This is a genomic window from Prochlorococcus sp. MIT 1201, from assembly GCF_047303415.1.
GTDB lineage: Bacteria > Cyanobacteriota > Cyanobacteriia > PCC-6307 > Cyanobiaceae > Prochlorococcus > Prochlorococcus marinus_D.
On record NZ_CP138947.1, the window covers coordinates 1,849,034 to 1,866,930 of the forward strand.

Genomic DNA, 17,897 nt, shown 5'->3' on the forward strand with positions numbered 1-17,897 from the left:
CTTCTAATCAGCCCTTACGGCCATAGAGGACTCCAGAGATCTTGAGATCACGAGCTTCCTTAGAACCCATGTCTGTATCAGCAGTCTGTAATGCGACGAAGGTGCCAGCAAATTCATTAGAACCAGCGTCAACACTATCGACAGAGAGGGTGATTTGACCCTTGCCATCGATATAGCGCTTCACGTTTTCAGTCTGGAGCTCCTTGTCATCACCCCCCAATGCTACGAGGCCTTGGGCATAGTCAACACCTGTAGTCAAAGCGCGACTCTTGGGATCAAGGAAGTTGCTGGTGCGATAGCTAGGTGTCCTTGTTGTGCCTTTGAACTCAGTACCAACAGAGATTGAAGAACTGTTGGAATCCACCTGCATGTCTTTAGCTGAGAAGACAAAAGGCACTTCCTCTCCGTTAGGAGCGAGGACGGTAATTAATTGAAAGTCAATACCACCCTTTTCAGCGAAGGCGCCAGAACCAGAAATGTCTCCGAAAACCTGCTCAATGGTGGTGTTATTGGATGGGCTGATGATCTTTGTTTTAGCGAAATCAGCTTTTTTGCGCTTTGTAGGAGCAACCTTCACAAGCACCTCAGTCGGTTGCAAGCAAATGTCGCTGAGAGTATCGCCAGAACCAATGCTGATGGATCCACTTGAACCCGCGGCGATGGTTGGGCAATCGTTTGCTCTACCGGTATTAACGATGTTGCCAAAACGTGCATTAGAGCGTTCATTGCCAACAACGAAATCGCTATCGCCCGCGCCATCTGTGATTGCGGCGGACACACTGCTTGGGGCAGCTACAAAGGTGAGACAGAAAGCCAGCACCAGGGCCAGCAAAGGACGAAACAGCATGGGAAGAAGCCGAAAGGCCAGATAACTGCGGGATGAACCGCCCAAAATGATCGTTTGGATCCTACAGGGCACAAATAGGCGTTACGGCTAGCCTTTTGCACCTCTCAACAACCCGTCGCTTACCGAGCTCAGTGACCACCCACAACGACCACGCCATAAAAGGCCGTATAGCCCCACTGATAGCTGAACTACGAGAGGTGAGCGATGAGCTCAAACAGGCAGAGACCCTGCTCCCATTACTGCGAGAGATTGCAACGATCCATCGCGATTCCAGGAAGGTCCCTTTCGCCAAAGATTGCCGGAAGACTGTCAAGACCTTTAACCCTTGCTTCAGACCATGGAGAAAAGCGGAGGCTGGCCATATATCTCAAGGCTGCAACTGCGCACTTTCATCGATCTACCGGGTCAAGATGGCGTCGAAATCACGACCTGAACCTCCAAAATGGCATCAAGCAACTGATGCGCCAATGCCAGCTTGGACGTAACAGGTAAAGAACGAACGCTGCCACCGGCAGAAAGCAACCAACCACCATTGAAATCCTCCTCAAAACCCTGACCAGGGCGATCAATCGGATTCGCCATCAGCAGATCACAGCCTTTGCGAAGACGTTTTTCCTCCCCAAGCTGCTGAATCTGAGCTTCATTACCAGTTAGCGCAGCAAAACCAAGCAGAACCTGACCAACTGGTCGCCTTAAAACGAGCTCAGCGAGAAGGTCAGGGACTTGCTCCCAGCCCTGAGAAAAAGACTGAAGCAAGCAATCCTTCGAAAGCTTCTCAGTCTGAGCAGGATTAACCCGACGAACATCCGCAACCGCCGCCGCCATTGCCACTGCATCTGCTTTGGACTGCAGCTGCGCCAGCATGTCCTGCATCTCATCTGCGCTTGTCACTGGATAGGCCGCCAACCCCTCCAACCAAGCAACAGGTAATTTCAAAGGACCATGCACCAAATCCACCTGGGCACCACGTAGCCGCGCTGCCTGCGCCAGCAACACCCCCATACGGCCGCTGCTGCGATTGATCAACAACCTGGCTGGATCCAAAACCTCCACTGTCGATCCAGCGGTCACCAACAACCTTCGCCCTTGCCAATCGCGTTGCAGCCTGCCTGTCTCATCAGCCTGCAAAAGCCCACTCACGACAGCCAGCTCAATCAACTTCGGATCGGCCATGCGGCCATCCCCGATCCGATCACAGGCCAGCAGCCCAGATTCAGGTACCAATGGCAGCACGCGTGGATCAGTCTGCAACTCTTGCCAGTTCCTCCTCACGGCAGGGTTGGACCACATGGCAGTGTTCATTGCTGCCGCTGCAAGCACCGGCCGTTCACAAGCCAGCAACAAACTTGCCAGCAGCCCCTCTGCAAGCCCCTGAGTCCAGCGGGCAAGACTCGTAGCACTTAAAGGAGCGACAATGACAAGCTCAGCCCATTCAGCCAGGGCCACATGTAAAGGACGAGGTTCACTCGAATTCCATTGATCCTCATCCTGGTAGCAGCGATGCCTACTAAGACTGGCCAGAGCAACAGGGCTGACTAGACGAGCAGCACTAGGGGTCACAAGACAACGCACCTCAGCGCCGGCCTTGATCAGAGCACTCACCAGCAATGGTGTTTTAACAGCCGCGATACTGCCAGTGACTGCTACAAGCAGACGACGACCCATAAGAGGGCGTGCCGCCTCAATCTTCATCGAAGGGTTCCTGATCGATCAAATGCACGTATGGAGCTGTCAGCTCAGGGCGATGAATCGCCAAAGCCCTCAATAAATGCCAATCGCCCAACCCGGCAAAGGGCGTGGGGTAATCGTCATCTTCAAGACGCCTAGCAAGTACCGCAGTTGCCTCATCATCAAAGGCCTCAAGACGTTCTGGAGTAATCGCACCAGCAAGATCCATGGAAAGCACCTTGGAGTTCCGCATGGAGTTTGCTCAAACAAGGAGCAGCTCCATTCTGCCTGGACGCTAGGTTCCTGCCGCTGGGGAATTAGCTCAGTTGGTAGAGCGCTGTGATCGCACCGCAGAGGTCAGGGGTTCGAATCCCCTATTCTCCATTCAGGTCTCAATGAGATCGATTGCTATAGAGAGGCTTGTCAGATGCAAATCCGCTTAGACAAGTCTTAAGGCCATGGAGTTTCCTCTTCGAAGTATCCGTAAGCACAAACATCAGATCCTGATTGGGCTGGGAGGTCTTGTCACGATGACGGTGATCACACGTCCTTCAGCCCTACTCACATTTGCCTTAATTGTCCTTGCAGGAAATCTGACATGCGGACACCAGCACTCTTTGACAGTCCATGCGTTAAAAGAGAGTGAAGAAGGATCTGGTCCTCAATGTCGCAATCAAAACGTGAACAGGTGGTGAGTCATCTTCGCTACATCCGCCAAGAGCTACGAGAAATGCATCAAGGAGTCATGGAAGATGGGCTTCTCCCCGAAGCAGGCGAGGTGCGTGGAGTGATGGCACAAATGGAAGCTCTGCTTGAGCTACTCGAAGGCAAGTCATCGCGTAAAGCCAAAGCCGAAGCTAGTTAATTGCCCAGATCACTTGCCAAACCCTGCCTAGCAAGCTTTTTATTCAAATCCACAAACTATTGGAGAGAATGAAGACACATACGCTCCAAGTGTTGCAAAAGGGTCTGGCCAGATTCCAGGCTGGGTGATGGGGGGGCAACTCAATCCCACCATGACAGTTTTTACTTATGCCCCAAAAGCTTCAGTTCACTCGCTTTCAACGCAGTGTTGGTCAAGCAGGGGAGCGCCTGGAATTTTGGGCTGTGAACCCATGGCGGAGAAGCTCATTGTTTGTGATCGTTTTATTAATCACCTTTCTGTTAGGCAGCTCGGTTGGAACGATCAGTGGCGCGTTAGACCTCATGGACCCCATCGGAGCCCTTCTCACTGTCGTGATTTGGGAAGTGATGGTGCGATTACGGCGGCAGTGGCCTGCTCCCAAACGGGCCGTTCTGGCCCGTCAATTATTAGATATGGCAAGGATTGGTCTGCTTTACGGCCTGCTCCTAGAAGGCTTCAAGTTGTTGTGACCTAAGTGAGAAGCATGACCTCAAATGAAATTGCCAACATGCTCCATATCCGTCAAGCAATCCCATCATCAGAGGGAGCATGGGCAAAGAGCACTTCTTCCTCGAATTCGAGCCACCTGAAGAACGCCTACGCCGTGCACCCCATGTTGTGATTATTGGTGGTGGGTTTGCAGGAGTGCGTGCTTGCAAAGCTCTCGCCAATACAGAGGTGCGCGTCACTCTGATCGACAAAAGAAATTCAACCTCTTCCAACCCCTCCTCTACCAAGTCGCTACAGGCCTTGTCTCCAAAGGAGATGTGGCCACCCCCCTACGACAGTTGGTTGGCAGGCAATTCAATGTGCAAGTTCTGCTCGGTGAAGTCACCCAGCTCAATCCGCAAGACAAACAGATCATTTTCAATAACAAAAGCTTGAGTTACGACTACCTCGTGCTCGCTACCGGCTCTGGCAGCACCTACTTCGGGCATTAGGAATGGCGCAGCTTTGCTCCACCGATGAAAATCCTTGAGCCCGCCGAAGAAATCCGGCGTCGACTGCTGATGGCAATGGAACAGGCCGAACAAACAGCCGACACCAACGCCCGTCAATTCCTACAGCGCGTCGTGATTGTGGGTGCAGGGCCCACTGGCTGCAAGATGGCAGGAGCCGTATCTGAGTTAATGCACAATGCCATGCGCCGTGAATTCAAACAACTCAAGCCTGACCAAACCAAGATCTACTTGGTTGATCCTGGCGAAAGGGTGCTGCGCGCCATGCCTGAAATGTTGTCGAAATCAGCCCGCACGACTCTCGAATCACTAGGTGTAGAAATGGTTTTCAAAGGCAGGGTGCAGTCCATGCAACCAGGCGAGGTGATGATTAGCACCCCGAATGGTGATCAGTGTCTTCAGGCCGCAACCGTGATCTGGACCGCTGGCGTGCGTCCTTCACACCTGGGCCGCAATTTGGCCGACTCGATCGGTTGTGAACTCGACAAGGGGGGGGCGAGTCGTTGTGGAACCAGACTTCTCCGTTGCCGGCCATCCCGAAATCCGAGTCGTTGGAGACCTCTGCTCCTATCGGCACACAACCAATCAGAACCCCCTCCCTGGCATGGCCGGCCCAGCTACGCAAGCAGGCGGATTTGTGGGCAAAGACATCACTGCAGTACTGAGTGGGTCATCCCGGCCAACATTCAACTGGTTTGATTTCGGCAGCATGGCGGTCCTTGATCGTGTAGCAGCGGTGGCAGATCTGCGTGGCTTCAAATTCTCAGGAGGGATTGGCTGGATGTGCTGGGCTCTTGCCCACTTGGCCTTCATGCCCAACCCGGAGAACCGCATCACGCTGCTTTTTAAGTGGTTAGTCGCCGTGGTGTCTCAACAACGCTCATCGATGCTGCTCACGGGAATGCCCAGCCAGCACATCGACATTGATGCCCCAGATGCTCATTTCCCAATGCAGCCTGGTTTAGGCCCCTCAATCGCAGCACCGGACGCAGCACTACAAGCCGCCATGAAGTACTACAGCACTCAGATCGCAGGCATAGCTCCTCAGCCGATGGCTGCTAAGGAAGGATCTGGGGAAGACTCAACAGCTGCCATCAAATAAAGCAAGGCCATGCGGATAGGAATGCCATTGCGCACCTGCTCTTCGACAAGACTGATGGAGTGATCATCCAGTAATGATCCACCCAACTCAACCCCTCTGTTCACAGGCCCAGGATGGAGCAGAGGGACAGACTTCCCGCATAACTTGAGGCGCTCGTGGGTGAGCCCATAATCACGATGAAAGCGGTTGAGATCAGTAAGCAAATACTGATGCATCCTTTCCTTCTGCAACCTCAAAGTCATGACCGCATCCGCACCAGGCAACGCCTGCTCCAGAGTTCGCACTACCTCCACACAACCACGATGTTGAACCGGGTCATGAGCCTGACCAGGAGGTGGCGCCTCGACAAAAGCGACAAAATCTTGAGGCACAAGGCTCGGCGGACCACACAACACAACATCAGCACCGCAGGCAGTGAGTGCCCAAAGATTGGATCGCGCAACACGTGAATGGAGAACGTCTCCAACGATCACAATCCGCTTGCCCTGAAGGGCTTCAGGCAGAGGGTGATCCGGATCAAAATGATGAGCGAGGGTGTAGAGATCAAGCAATCCCTGGCTGGGATGGCTATGCAGCCCATCGCCACCATTGAGCACGGCCGTGCGTTCGCCTGAACGATCTAAAGCACAAGCAAGTTGTTCGGGAACACTGGTAGAGCTATGACGCACCACCAGAACATCAGCCCCCATCGCCACATAGGTGCGAGCTGTATCAAGCACAGTCTCTCCTTTGCTGAGTGAACTGCTAGCTGGAGTGAAACTCTGCACATCAGCCGAAAGACGACGGGCCGCCAACTCAAAGCTGCTACGGGTGCGCGTACTGGGCTCAAAAAACAACGTTGCCACCAAACGCCCCTGCAACGCCGGCAACTTGCGCGCACCCGTGACAGGCATGGAACGGAAGCGATGCGCTAGCTCCAGAACAGAGGTGTAATCCTCACGAGAGAAGCTGGCCAGATCAAGGATGTGACGATGGGACCAGCCGCTCATGGACAATCACTTACGGAAGGAGCCCAGGCTTGTTGCAAAGGCGGCGTGCGATCTCCCTTGGCACGGCGACTAATACTGCGACAGTTCTTCAGATACCAACGCCAAGAAATGTCTTGTCCTTGAGAGATACCGATCCTGGTTGTGCTCACAATCGTTGGCGTACCGAAAGCAACCGGCCTAGGTGCCAGCCACACTTCATTCTCTCCTGTGACGGCTGCTCTGTCATGGGAGCGATCCAAACCAAAACGACGCGCCAATAAAGCTGGCCCCGCCGCGACGCGTTCCGGTTCGTCCGGCAGTGCAATCGCCCTCAACAAAACACCATTGGCCCATTCAGGTCGATCCGTCACCACATTCACGCAGTGGTGGATGCCATAGCTCACATACACATAAAACCGCCCAGGCTCTCCAAACAGCGTTTCGTTTTGCGGTGAGCGGCGCCGATAGCCGTGGCAGGCGGGCTCATCCTGCGAATACGCCTCCGTCTCCACAATCACGCCCCAGAGCACACGTCCATCCGCTTGGCGTTTCACCAGCCTGCAGCCCACCAAGTCAGGTCCGACAACTTCTGCTGGGCGGCAGAAGAACTCAAGGAGCAGAGCTGGGAAAGCCTGGGTGATGGGCTGGGTGGCTATGGGAGTGGCTGGAGCGACAGTCTTTTTAGCCCAAGTCTGACAACGCCGCTTACAGAAGAGACTATTGAGTTATCAAATCCCTTCTCCTGATGTCAGAAGAACAACTCAAAGCCTATCTCGCCAAAGCAAAAGACGAAACCAACCTGCAGGGATTTATTGAGCCTAAAATCAAACGCAAAGGGAAGCTGTTGTCGAACTGGTGAAACACGTTTTCTCTTGCTTCTATTTCTTCTAGAAGAATTAAAACTCTGTGCCAAGTTTAAAGTTAAATGTATTGTTAATATCAGGTGATTGAAGAGCACTATAAATTAGCCGAGCCACTAAAGACATGTAAAATTTAGAGTTTTTGGCAGGGAAAAACTTTAGCGAACCACTCAAATCATTTCCTGCCGCCATACCATTGACAAATGATCCTGTCAATTTATCTTTAATTGACAGGCGAAATTGCTCATTCACATCCCATTCTATGCCAGCCCCGATTGTTCCAGATGGAATGATCTCACCGCAGTATTTTTCCAATGCAATTCCATCTGAAACGTAATCGCCTGTGCTGCAACCAGAGCCACCATCAAACCAGATCAGAGAAGGGCCCAAAGAGACTCTTAAAGATAATTTCTTATGATCTAAAACCTTATAGCCAACACCAACTGAAAAGACATTCGTGTTAACGCCAACATCATTGAGTGCATTATAAGTGTAATCCGTGGAGGCATATGTACTCCATTTGGAAGAAGCTAAAATTCTGTCATAGCGAATAGAGAATGCGCCTTGATTTGTATCAATCGCTGAAACACTTTCAGCATCTACACTCTTATCAAAGTCAAAGCTCGCCGAAGCATTCAACTCATGATCCGTTCCCTTGAAACGAGTGGAAGCTGAAACAGCATAGCCAAATGACAAATCATCTCCCGTATTTGATCCATCAATGCCTAAGTCAACCGAGCTGAGCCATCGCGCTGGAGTGGGCTCTGGTTGAATCAAAGAGGCATCAATCTCTATACGACCAAAATAAGGACTAAGAAGGACTTTCACCTTATTGCTGCTTTCCTCTGGCAAGTACTCGCCACTGACCACATCTCCATTAATCAGTTTCAATGTAAGATTTTCAGCTCGTGCATATTGAGGGACAATCATTGCACCAATGGCAACAAAAGCATAAACACTCTTGGCCAGCAAGGATGACAGATAGGCCAAAGGCAGGAGAAGAGCAAAATCAATATTATAAACGAAAATACCTCTAATGTAAGCCTTCTAAGCTCAGAGACTAGCCCTTATACAGCTAGTTCATATGTTCACTATCAGCCCAAAATCTGATCTCACTCCTGCAGCAATCTGAATTAGATTCAAAAGAATTGTCCTTAAATATTCAACTAAAACCATAAGCAACAGGCCCCAGCACGGCAAATAAATCTGGAACAAACCATTCCAATCAAGAACTCATGCATCACCATTGCAAGAGAAAAGCCATTACAAAAGAGAGCCGATTAGGGCAAACGCTCTTGAGCCATCAACTACCGAAAGAATCCATGGCTTCACAATCTGCGGTGAGAGCTCTGATTCCCTCTCTTACCGTTGATTAATATCGCCAACACCTTCATCCAAAGCTTGAATCTCTGATCGATCCGCTTCCTTGAACAACTGAGCCAAGGTTTTTACGCCCTACAGGCAGCTTGAAAAGCATCAGCAACTAAAGCGTCCTCTTATTGAGCTACACATTTTTTGCGTGGCCGCCATGCTGTTGTTCAGAACCGAAGTTCTGCAACAACAAGACCATTGGTTCAACAGCAGCACCCAATAAGCCCTCGTCAAAGCATCCCTCCCCATCATGTCTTCCACCCTGCCCGGCGCCGTCAGCAGCGTCGACCCCATTCGCCTAGCCCTGCGTAGCTGGCCAGAAGTGGACGACTATCTGAACCATTGCAAAGGCGTGATCCTGCCACTTGGCTCCACCGAACAACATGGACCCACTGGCGCAATTGGCACCGATGCACTCACCGCTGAAGCAGTAGCTCTTGAAGTCGGCCGTCGCACAGGGGTGCTTGTCACACCGACCCAAGCCTTCGGGATGGCTGAACACCATCTCGGTTTCGCCGGAACGATGAGCTTAAAACCCGCCACTTTGCTCGCATTGATCCACGATCTCGTGATATCTCTTGCCAACCATGGCTTCGAGCGGATCTTTGTGATCAACGGGCATGGCGGCAATATCGCCACCACTAAAGCCGCCTTTGCCCAGGCCTACAGCAGCGCCATCAGCAACGACCTACCCGTGGCATCCAAACTGCGATGCAAACTGGCCAACTGGTTTATGGCGGGCTCTGTCTTTCGCGCAGCCAGAGAGTTATATGGCGATCAAGAAGGCCAGCATGCCACTCCCAGCGAAATTGCTCTCACCTTGCACATAGATCCAAGCCTGCTCAGCAAACAGCGGCCTCTACCGGAGCCAGCCCCTGCAGGACCGATCCACGGCCCGGAAGATTTCCGCCGACGGCATCCGGATGGCCGCATGGGCTCAAACCCCTATCTCGCTAAGCCAGAGCATGGTGCCTCATTGCTAGAGACAGCGGCTACCGCGTTGAGCGAAGATCTAACAAGCTTCCTTAGCGCAGCATGAGCAAGATCACCGCCAAAGACGTACGCAAAGTGGCCCACCTAGCTCGCCTAGACCTGCCAGATGATCAGATCGCAACCTATACAGAGCAGCTAGAGAAAATCCTTGCTTACGTGGCCCAGCTTGAAGAAATTGATACCACGAACGTAAAACCCACAACGCGAGCAGTAGAAGTGGTGAATGTAACGCGTACTGACGAGGTCTTTGAGACACCAGTACGCGAAGAACTTCTAAATCTTGCCCCTCAACGCGAAGGCGACTTCTTCAGAGTGCCAAAAATTTTGGCCGAATAGTCAACGTTTCTTGGCTTCTGGCAAGACAGCAGTGCGATGCAACAAACCAATCCAACGACGCCGCCAGCGGCGGCTGGGAATCAATTTGGCTAGTGGACGCATCTTGCTACGACGTGTTGTATGGCTACGGACACCCAAAACGATGTCATAGAGAAAATTAAATCCATCGGATCTACTTTCAAAAAATCCGAGTCGCTGAGGTGATCCTCTGGCATCCAATAGAGGTTTTGTTGCTTCGTAGGCCGGCTTATACTCAAACCAGGGAATAGAAGGCCATAAATGATGAACAAGATGATAATTCTGACCCATAATCAACCAATTCATCATCCTGCTTGGATACACTCTGGCGTTATGCCAACGGTCCCTTGCAGTAAAGGGACGATGGGGCAAATAGTCAAAGAAAAGGCCCAGGGTGACCCCAACCATTAAGGCAGGGCCAAACCAACAATTATAAACAAAATTCATGAAGTCAAAATGAAGACCAGCGATCACAATGGAAACAAACAAACCACGCTCAAGCCCCCACTGCATCAGCTCAAAGCGACGCCATAAGCGTCGTTGAAAGAAGAAATATTCATGATAGAAAAACCGCGGCGCAATCAACCAAAGCGGGCCAAACGTGCTGACAATGTGATCCGGATCATTGTTGGGGTCATTCACATGTGAGTGATGCTGAAGGTGCACTCTTGTGAACACAGGAAAACTAAAGCCCAGCAAAATTGCTGAACCATGACCCATGAACTGATTAATCCAAGGATTCGGATGAGCCGCCTTATGACAAGCGTCATGGATCACAGTGCCTTCCATATGCAAGGCGAAAAACGCCAATGCCACCAGAACTTGTAAAGGCCAATCACCAAAACACCACTGCCAAATCGTTAGAGCCGCCAAGCCATAACCGCCCAGAAACAATCCCACCGTGGGATTCCAAGGGGAAGGCGGATCGAGGTACTCCTTCGGCACCGTTAGCTGTTGAGAGGCCAACTTGGAGCTGGCTTCAGCCTCAACAGGATCCGGGTTGGAGAGTACCTGAGTCATCAAATGGAAACATACCCCCTGATCAAACCAGGGGCTTTAAAAAGGATGCCCACCGGGGGACTTGAACCCCCACGACCTAAGCCACTGGTACCTAAAACCAGCGCGTCTACCAATTCCGCCAGATGGGCACGTACTGAACTCTAAACACCACTCCAGAATGGACCTACACCGTTGTGCCAAAGATGCTGGCCACCCTCCTCGGAGAGTTCTCCCTCCTGCTCGGCCTGGCAGTACTCCTGCTTCCGCTGCTTGCCACTGAACTCAGTCGCCCCCGTGACGGGCTGTGGGGAGCTGTGGTGCTCATGCTGGGGCTGGGGCTGATCACCAGCAGCGACCGCTTGCAGGGGCCCCCAATGCTGGCAGTGATCTGTGGCACACTACTCGTGAGCAGGCTCGGGGTGGAAGTCGCCCAAAACCGCTGGCAACAACTCAGTTCGGATGATCAGCAAGGGCTAATTTCTCGGGAGCGATGGACCACCAGCCTCAAGCAACTAGGCGCCTCTATCGCAAACCTGGGCAGCACCCTCAAGGGATTGATGGAACGGCTGCGGTCAAAACCCAACTCAGACCAAGACTCAGCTTTAGCCAACGAGATCACATCAGCGGAGGGATCTGAACCCAGCCCTGAATCAGGAGAAAGCCCTGAGCCTCTCACCACTGAGAGCTTCAAAGAACTGTTGACCTCACTGGCAAGCATCGGTGACAGACTCAACGGGTTGATCGAACGGGTGCGGCCAAAAGCAAACGAAACCAAGAAAAAATGGGTGCGTCCTGAACCAACCGCCGACCAAGACGTAGCACCAGCTGTTGAGCAACAGCCATCTAGAAGCCAACCTTCATCAGCAAATCAACAAGCCATCAACATTCCCCCAGCGGTGTCAACCGAGGCGGCAGCAGCCGATCAAGCAAAAACCAACTCTGAACCTAAAGAAAGTTCTTCGGCTTCAGCCAATACCAGCCTCAAAACATCGGTAGCCCCCAAGCAGACCACTGAGCAACGATCTGAAGATCAGCAACCCGCTAAGAGCAAACAAACTATTGACGTTGGCAAAACTGACTCCCCTAAAAACTCAACACACCCTGAAGCAAAGGTTCAAGAACGCCCAGAGCCGAAAGCAAGCCAGCAGCAGACTTCAACGCCACAGCAAACGTTTGACCAACAGCCAACTGAGACTCAACAGCCATCTCAAGCCCAACAGCCCAAAGACATCCTCCAGGTGGCTCCCGCCAAGGCCCCAACAGATAGCGAGCCAGACACAACTTCAGACACTGAAGACATTCAAGAGACAACAGCGGTAAAAACTGAATCGACACAGCCTTCCATTGATAATCTCTCCTGCTGCAGTGACACCGTGACCCAGGGAAAACAACCGGATGGTGTTGCACGAACCTCTTACAAGGACACTCTCAACCTTTTGCAAACCAGCTTTGGCATGCGCGCCAATGCAAGCCAACGAGAACCAGAGTTACAAGAGTTCTGGAAGCAACAAGGCATTGATTTAGAGCTTGGCCTGAACAATCAGGGCCAAAACTTCACCCTTCATGACGGGCCGCCCTACGCCAATGGAGCCCTGCATATGGGCCATGCCCTCAACAAGGTGCTGAAAGACATCATCAACAAGCATCAAATCTTGCGTGGCCGTCAAGTGCGTTTCGTGCCCGGGTGGGACTGCCACGGCCTTCCGATCGAACTGAAGGTGTTGCAGAACCTCAATCAAGAGCAGCGCGAAGCACTCACACCACTGAAATTGCGCAAGAAAGCTGCAGCCTTTGCACGCAAGCAAGTGGACAGCCAAATGGCAGGCTTCCGCCGCTGGGGCATCTGGGCCGACTGGGAGCATCCCTACCTAACGCTCCAGAAGGAATACGAAGTCGCCCAAATCCAAGTGTTCGGCACGATGTTTCAAAAGGGATACATCTATCGGGGACTCAAGCCGGTGCACTGGAGTCCCAGCTCCCGTACAGCCCTTGCTGAAGCGGAGTTGGAATATCCAGACGGTCACACCAGCCCAAGTGTCTACGTTGCTTTTCCAGCAGCCAAGCTGCCCGAGCACTTGCGCACATCTCTTGGCAATCAGGGCCTGGAGCTGCCGAATAACGGCCTCGAACTCGGCCAGGCTCTGCAAATTGCAATCTGGACCACCACCCCCTGGACTCTGCCCGCCAACCTTGCGGTTTCGGTCAACGAGAAACTCGACTACTCCTTTGCAGTTGACAACCAAGGTCGACTACTACTAGTGGCCGCTGAATTGTTGCCATCGTTACGCGACACCCTCGCGCTGGAACTCACAGCTCGCGCCACGGTCAAGGGAGCCCTTCTTGCAGGTCTCATCTACAAACACCCACTACTGGATCGAGACAGTCCGATCGTGATCGGCGGTGAATACATCACCACCGAATCGGGAACTGGTCTTGTGCACACAGCCCCAGGCCATGGTGTCGACGACTTCAACACAGGCCAAAAGCACGACCTGGGCATGCTCTGCCCAGTAGACGAAAGCGGAACAATGACAAGCGAGGCGGGTCAATTCGCTGGTCTCAACGTGCTCAAAGACGCCAACCCCACCATCATTGCGGCACTTGAGGAAAGAGGTGCTCTGCTGAAGCACGAACCCTATCCCCACCGCTACCCCTATGACTGGCGAACAAAGAAACCCACCATTTTTCGCGCCACAGAACAATGGTTTGCCTCTGTCGAAGGCTTCCGCAATGAAGCATTGACAGCTATCAACAGCGTGGAGTGGCTACCAGCCTCGGGCCGCAATCGCATGGAAGCGATGGTGCGAGAACGGGGCGACTGGTGTATTTCCAGACAACGCACTTGGGGCGTGCCGATTCCAGTGTTCTACGAGCGAGAAGGCAATGAGGTGCTGTTGAACGACGAGACACTTGCTCATGTCAAGGCCCTGATCACAGAACATGGTGCCGACGTGTGGTGGGAACGCAATGAAGTCGAGTTGTTGCCACCGGCCTATGCCGCAGAAGCTAAACGATGGCGTAAAGGAACCGACACGATGGACGTATGGTTTGACTCGGGCTCGAGTTGGGCGGCTGTTGCTAGTCAACAAGATGGCCTCGCCTACCCTGCCGAGCTGTACCTAGAAGGCTCTGACCAACACAGGGGCTGGTTTCAGTCTTCTTTGCTGACCTCCGTAGCCATCAACAGCCAAGCTCCCTATCGGCAGGTGCTCACCCATGGCTTCGCCCTCGATGAGAAGGGCCGAAAAATGAGCAAATCGCTAGGGAATGTCGTCGATCCAGCGGTGATTATCGACGGTGGCAAAAACCAGAAACAAGAACCTCCCTACGGCGCCGACGTTCTGCGCCTATGGGTGAGCTCTGTGGATTACTCCGCCGATGTTCCGATCGGAGCCAGCATTCTGCGACAGATCGCAGATGTGTATCGCAAGGTGCGTAACACGTCCCGCTATCTGCTGGGAAACCTGCACGACTTCGATCCCGAGCGCGACGCGATTCCCGTGCAAGATCTACCCCTACTCGATCGCTGGATGCTGCAACGCACAGCTGAGGTCATGGATGAGATCTCAACGGCCTTTGATCGCTACGAGTTCTATCGCTTCTTCCAGTTACTCCAGAGCTACTGCGTGGTCGACCTATCGAACTTCTACCTCGATATTGCCAAGGACCGGCTCTATGTGAGCTCACCATCCGAACGTCGCCGACGCAGCTGTCAAACAGTGATGGCTCTCATCATTGAGCGTCTAGCTGGGGCCATTTCCCCAGTGCTATGTCATATGGCCGAAGACATCTGGCAGAACCTGCCCTACTCCGTAGCGGAAGACTCTGTCTTTCGTAGGGGATGGCCCACGGTCCCAGAGACCTGGCGAGACCCCTCAATGATGGCGCCAATGCACCAGCTACGTGAACTGCGCAGCGCCGTGAACCGCGTTCTAGAAGACTGCCGAAGCCAAGGAGAGCTGGGTGCAGCACTTGAAGCAGCTGTCCGCTTGGAAGCACACAGCGAAGCGCTCCAGGAAGCACTCGACTGGCTCAGACAACAAGGAGATCCCGATGTGGATGGATTGCGCGACTGGTTGCTGGTATCTCACTTACAAGTAGGTGGTGAACCATGGGCAGAACTACTGGCAAGTCAGGACAACACCTTGGCGACGATCGAGGTTGCCAGGGCTCGCGGTAGCAAATGCGAACGTTGTTGGCACTACGAAACGGATGTCGGCCAGCACACGACACATCCCACCCTTTGCGGTCGCTGCGTGGGCGTGCTCGAACATCAATAAAAAGGGGGGGGGCTCCACGACATCCCCCCATCCATCACAACCATGGCACCACCAATGTCATCAGCACTGAGCCTTTGCGTCACTAGCGATATCCAGAGGCTTATCCAAGTCAATGCGGTGATGACATCAGCTCACAAGCAGCACAGTCGCATCCAGAACGGCAGTCATTGAACATTCTGCTTGAAAAAGCAAAACTCAAAGCATCGAAAGAGTGCCAAAAAATCATTCAATCGCGCAGTGGATTCAATGATCAATCCTCCATCAAAAAGCTCCAGTAGCAGAATCCGGCAATGGCAGAGGGTCAACTTCAGGCAAACCAGATAGAAAAGATGTCTCTTCTTTGCTGGCCTGCTCTGAAAGGCCTGCATTCGAATTTGTATTAGCTTCTGCGGAAGGTGATCCACAGATAACCGCAGCAATACAAATTGCAGCAATCAGCGTAAAGAACTTATCGGTAATCAGCTCGGCTTTGTCGAATGTCATTGTCCTGATTTGGTTGTGAGGACAACCTGTCCTCGATGCACATAGCTTCTCCGCAAGTTCTCTGTGTTGTGTTGACGCGCCGCAAGACCTGAGGTGATTGTGCTCACAGCTCCTCTATCGCATCAAAGGCAATAGGGTCAGAATTCACCAGCAACCCGACCCTGACGGGGAAGTCGCACCAGAAGCCACTGCAGCAAGCCCACGATATAAGCCACCAAGGCCACATAACCAATAAATGCGGCGACCGCTTCGGTCCACTGTCCACCGAAAACGAAATCGAACAGTCGCTCCGCAACCCGATGCAACCCCTGCGGAGCCTCAAACCAGACGCGACAATTAGCCCCTGCAACGTCCTTCATGCAAGCAAGACTGGTTGACGCCATAGCCGCCGCCATTAGACCGAATCCGCTCAGAGCCCAGCGCCAAATACGCACCGTTAATGGCAGAGGCCGCCAGGGGGGTAAATCGGCAAGCTCCTCATTAAGGTCTACCCAAAACCAAACTGAAGCCACCATCAACAAGGGGGCCAAGAAGGTCGTCAGATAACCAATAGGCCTTTGATCGGTCAGCAACAGCACGCTGATGGCTAGCAAACTGGCAATCTTCCAATAGATAGTCAGTAAACGCACCATCGAAGCCTCCCGACGCACCGAAGCCCAGATCAACAAAACAAATGGCAGGCCCAGTGCAAACATTGCCGCAAGGCGGTAGGTCAGCCAGACGAGAGTGCGATAGGGGAGTTCAGGCACTTAGGAGGTTCGTGAAGGCGTCATTATCAATGCTGGCCTGAGTTCCGTCAGTGTTGTTAGGGTCCAATTCATGGAGCCCTTCTCTCCGCTCAATTGGTTCAGACGCAGCTCATCCCAGGCCAGCTGCCGAACGGCATTGTCCAGCCAACCTTCCCTTGAGGCTGCGGTCAACGAGGTGGCGGCAGCCCTGGCGGGGGGCAGCTCAGCCGATCTAGCACTCGTCTTTGCCTCCACCCACTACGCCAGCGATCTACCTCGATTGCTGCCTTTATTGCAGCGTCGACTGAAAGCAACCCACTGGTTGGGATGTGCCGGTGGAGGCGTGATTGGCACCACAGCCAAAGGGAATGCTTCAGAGCTCGAAAAAGAACCTGCTCTCAGCATCACCATGCTGCAGCTGCCAGGAGCCATTCTCAAGCCCTTCTGCCTTGAAACCCAGTCATTACCAGACCTAGATGGACCAGCTCAGCACTGGCAAGAATGGGTTGGCGCTGATCCTTTCAATGCCCGCAGCATGTTGCTGCTTGTGGATCCCAGCTCACCCTCCATCAATGATCTCATTAGCGGCCTGGATTACGCCTACCCAACCACGACCAAACTCGGTGGCATTGCCGGCCCTCATAATGCCCCTCATGGCTCCCTGTTCTTTGACGACCGCGTCGTCATGGGCGCCGTTGGCTGCAGCTTTGGCGGCGACTGGAATCTGGAAGTCGTGGTCGCACAGGGTTGCAAACCGATTGGTCCTGTGTTCGCCATTGAACAGGTACAAAAAAATATTCTTTTGGAGCTCAGTCACGAAAACCAGCGGGACAGTCCGATGGCCTGCCTACAACGCGTGTTAGATGATCTCTCAGAAGAAGAACGAGAGATGGTCCGGCATTCACTTTTTTTAGGAATAGAACGACGCGATCTGGTGTTAGCAGGAACCGGAGCACCTCAGCCTCAAGGAGCTTTTTTGGTGAGAAACCTGATCGGAGTAGATCCCAAGAATGGTGCCGTTGCCGTCGCCGAGCAAATAAGAGCTGGCCAAAACGTGCAATTTCAGCTGCGGGAAGCTAAGGCCTCACGGCAAGAATCTGAGCAACTGCTCGGTGCCGCAAGAGAGCGCAATACCAGCCCCCCTCTCTTCGGCCTATTAATGGCTTGCCTCGGGCGAGGCCATGGCCTCTACGGCGTACCCAATGGTGATGTACACATCGCACGCAAACTGATAGCAGAACTACCTATCGCTGGAGTGTTCTGCAACGGTGAAATCGGCCCTGCCGGAGGCGTTGGCGCTACCCACATTCACGGTTACACGGCCTGCTGGGGTTTGCTTAGGCATGACCCCTCTGCCTCGGAACCAGCCAAATCGGTCTAA

General features: G+C 52.9%; 16 protein-coding genes, 2 tRNA genes and 1 pseudogene. 9 read left to right on the plus strand and 10 right to left on the minus strand.

What is annotated here, in order from left to right:
- Window positions 1–7 precede the first annotated feature (7 nt).
- The 3 genes from SIB41_RS08920 to SIB41_RS08930 form a co-directional block, all read right to left on the minus strand.
- Window positions 8–847 (minus strand): photosystem II manganese-stabilizing polypeptide, encoded by an 840-nt coding sequence (locus SIB41_RS08920; protein ID WP_063405421.1) that lies wholly within the window; start codon window positions 845–847, stop codon window positions 8–10.
- Window positions 848–1,252: 405 nt separating this feature from the next.
- Complete coding sequence (gene coaBC, locus SIB41_RS08925; RefSeq protein WP_413358282.1) at window positions 1,253–2,539, minus strand: bifunctional phosphopantothenoylcysteine decarboxylase/phosphopantothenate--cysteine ligase CoaBC; 1,287 nt, start codon at window positions 2,537–2,539, stop codon at window positions 1,253–1,255.
- Window positions 2,529–2,768, minus strand: a complete 240-nt coding sequence (locus SIB41_RS08930; RefSeq protein WP_063405053.1) for a DUF2555 domain-containing protein — start codon at window positions 2,766–2,768, stop codon at window positions 2,529–2,531. The genes coaBC and SIB41_RS08930 overlap by 11 nt, the downstream gene beginning before the upstream one ends.
- Before the next feature lie 58 nt (window positions 2,769–2,826).
- On the opposite strand from SIB41_RS08930, the gene SIB41_RS08935 reads away from it, so the two are divergent.
- The 4 genes and pseudogenes from SIB41_RS08935 to SIB41_RS08950 all read left to right on the plus strand — a co-directional run bounded on the left by SIB41_RS08935 (window position 2,827) and on the right by SIB41_RS08950 (window position 5,480).
- Window positions 2,827–2,899 (plus strand) — tRNA-Ala (locus SIB41_RS08935).
- Between the two features lie 280 nt (window positions 2,900–3,179).
- A complete protein-coding gene (locus SIB41_RS08940; protein ID WP_011131171.1) occupies window positions 3,180–3,380 on the plus strand; it encodes a hypothetical protein in 201 nt (66 codons plus the stop codon).
- Window positions 3,381–3,547: 167 nt separating this feature from the next.
- Window positions 3,548–3,889: a DUF565 domain-containing protein gene (locus tag SIB41_RS08945; protein ID WP_063398914.1), complete on the plus strand. Its 342-nt coding sequence runs from the start codon at window positions 3,548–3,550 to the stop codon at window positions 3,887–3,889.
- A 79-nt stretch (window positions 3,890–3,968) separates the two neighbouring features.
- Window positions 3,969–5,480 (plus strand): annotated as a pseudogene (locus SIB41_RS08950) (NAD(P)/FAD-dependent oxidoreductase).
- On the opposite strand, the gene SIB41_RS08955 reads toward SIB41_RS08950, so the two are convergent.
- Both SIB41_RS08955 and SIB41_RS08960 read right to left on the minus strand, forming a co-directional pair.
- Window positions 5,423–6,469, minus strand: coding sequence for an aspartate carbamoyltransferase catalytic subunit (locus SIB41_RS08955; RefSeq protein ID WP_413358284.1), 1,047 nt, complete (start codon window positions 6,467–6,469; stop codon window positions 5,423–5,425). The pseudogene SIB41_RS08950 and the gene SIB41_RS08955 overlap by 58 nt on opposite strands.
- Window positions 6,466–7,089: a DNA-3-methyladenine glycosylase gene (locus tag SIB41_RS08960; RefSeq protein ID WP_413361486.1), complete on the minus strand. Its 624-nt coding sequence runs from the start codon at window positions 7,087–7,089 to the stop codon at window positions 6,466–6,468. The genes SIB41_RS08955 and SIB41_RS08960 overlap by 4 nt, the downstream gene beginning before the upstream one ends.
- On the opposite strand from SIB41_RS08960, the gene SIB41_RS08965 reads away from it, so the two are divergent.
- Complete coding sequence (locus tag SIB41_RS08965) at window positions 6,991–7,194, plus strand: hypothetical protein (RefSeq protein WP_413358286.1); 204 nt, start codon at window positions 6,991–6,993, stop codon at window positions 7,192–7,194. The genes SIB41_RS08960 and SIB41_RS08965 overlap by 99 nt on opposite strands.
- A 150-nt stretch (window positions 7,195–7,344) precedes the next feature.
- Here SIB41_RS08965 and SIB41_RS08970 read toward each other — a convergent pair whose 3' ends face one another.
- Window positions 7,345–8,298, minus strand: a complete 954-nt coding sequence (locus SIB41_RS08970; protein WP_413358288.1) for a DUF481 domain-containing protein — start codon at window positions 8,296–8,298, stop codon at window positions 7,345–7,347.
- A 631-nt stretch (window positions 8,299–8,929) separates the two neighbouring features.
- On the opposite strand from SIB41_RS08970, the gene SIB41_RS08975 reads away from it, so the two are divergent.
- Together SIB41_RS08975 and gatC are read left to right on the plus strand one after the other, a co-directional pair.
- Window positions 8,930–9,718 (plus strand): creatininase family protein, encoded by a 789-nt coding sequence (locus tag SIB41_RS08975; protein WP_413358290.1) that lies wholly within the window; start codon window positions 8,930–8,932, stop codon window positions 9,716–9,718.
- Window positions 9,715–10,008 (plus strand): Asp-tRNA(Asn)/Glu-tRNA(Gln) amidotransferase subunit GatC, encoded by a 294-nt coding sequence (gatC, locus tag SIB41_RS08980; RefSeq protein ID WP_413358292.1) that lies wholly within the window; start codon window positions 9,715–9,717, stop codon window positions 10,006–10,008. Before SIB41_RS08975 ends, gatC begins: the two co-directional genes overlap by 4 nt.
- Here the strand turns inward: gatC and crtR are convergent, their stop codons facing one another.
- Window positions 10,009–11,046, minus strand: a complete 1,038-nt coding sequence (gene crtR, locus SIB41_RS08985; protein ID WP_413358294.1) for a beta-carotene hydroxylase — start codon at window positions 11,044–11,046, stop codon at window positions 10,009–10,011. It lies immediately after the preceding gene.
- A gap of 46 nt (window positions 11,047–11,092) precedes the next feature.
- Window positions 11,093–11,174, minus strand: a tRNA-Leu gene (locus tag SIB41_RS08990).
- Window positions 11,175–12,398: 1,224 nt separating this feature from the next.
- Between SIB41_RS08990 and ileS the strand changes: the two genes are divergently transcribed.
- Window positions 12,399–15,305, plus strand: a complete 2,907-nt coding sequence (ileS, locus tag SIB41_RS08995; RefSeq protein ID WP_413361487.1) for an isoleucine--tRNA ligase — start codon at window positions 12,399–12,401, stop codon at window positions 15,303–15,305.
- A 261-nt stretch (window positions 15,306–15,566) separates the two neighbouring features.
- Here ileS and SIB41_RS09000 read toward each other — a convergent pair whose 3' ends face one another.
- Both SIB41_RS09000 and SIB41_RS09005 read right to left on the minus strand, forming a co-directional pair.
- Entirely contained in the window at window positions 15,567–15,788 is a 222-nt protein-coding gene (locus tag SIB41_RS09000; RefSeq protein WP_413358296.1) for a hypothetical protein, read from the minus strand.
- A gap of 137 nt (window positions 15,789–15,925) precedes the next feature.
- Entirely contained in the window at window positions 15,926–16,537 is a 612-nt protein-coding gene (locus SIB41_RS09005; RefSeq protein WP_413358298.1) for a DUF3177 family protein, read from the minus strand.
- 70 nt (window positions 16,538–16,607) lie between these two features.
- Here SIB41_RS09005 and SIB41_RS09010 point away from each other — a divergent pair, with 70 nt between their 5' ends.
- Entirely contained in the window at window positions 16,608–17,897 is a 1,290-nt protein-coding gene (locus tag SIB41_RS09010) for an FIST N-terminal domain-containing protein (RefSeq protein ID WP_413358300.1), read from the plus strand.

What these genes read in the sequence shown, in the direction of transcription:
- SIB41_RS09010 (WP_413358300.1), top strand. Translation starts at nt 16,608, where the DNA reads ATGGAGCCCTTCTCTCCGCTCAATTGGTTCAGACGCAGCTCATCCCAG.
- SIB41_RS09000 (WP_413358296.1), bottom strand. Translation starts at nt 15,788, where the DNA reads ATGACATTCGACAAAGCCGAGCTGATTACCGATAAGTTCTTTACGCTG.
- SIB41_RS08955 (WP_413358284.1), bottom strand. Translation starts at nt 6,469, where the DNA reads ATGAGCGGCTGGTCCCATCGTCACATCCTTGATCTGGCCAGCTTCTCT.
- SIB41_RS08920 (WP_063405421.1), bottom strand. Translation starts at nt 847, where the DNA reads ATGCTGTTTCGTCCTTTGCTGGCCCTGGTGCTGGCTTTCTGTCTCACC.
- SIB41_RS08975 (WP_413358290.1), top strand. Translation starts at nt 8,930, where the DNA reads ATGTCTTCCACCCTGCCCGGCGCCGTCAGCAGCGTCGACCCCATTCGC.
- coaBC (WP_413358282.1), bottom strand. Translation starts at nt 2,539, where the DNA reads ATGAAGATTGAGGCGGCACGCCCTCTTATGGGTCGTCGTCTGCTTGTA.
- SIB41_RS08945 (WP_063398914.1), top strand. Translation starts at nt 3,548, where the DNA reads ATGCCCCAAAAGCTTCAGTTCACTCGCTTTCAACGCAGTGTTGGTCAA.
- SIB41_RS08940 (WP_011131171.1), top strand. Translation starts at nt 3,180, where the DNA reads ATGTCGCAATCAAAACGTGAACAGGTGGTGAGTCATCTTCGCTACATC.
- SIB41_RS08930 (WP_063405053.1), bottom strand. Translation starts at nt 2,768, where the DNA reads ATGCGGAACTCCAAGGTGCTTTCCATGGATCTTGCTGGTGCGATTACT.
- gatC (WP_413358292.1), top strand. Translation starts at nt 9,715, where the DNA reads ATGAGCAAGATCACCGCCAAAGACGTACGCAAAGTGGCCCACCTAGCT.
- crtR (WP_413358294.1), bottom strand. Translation starts at nt 11,046, where the DNA reads ATGACTCAGGTACTCTCCAACCCGGATCCTGTTGAGGCTGAAGCCAGC.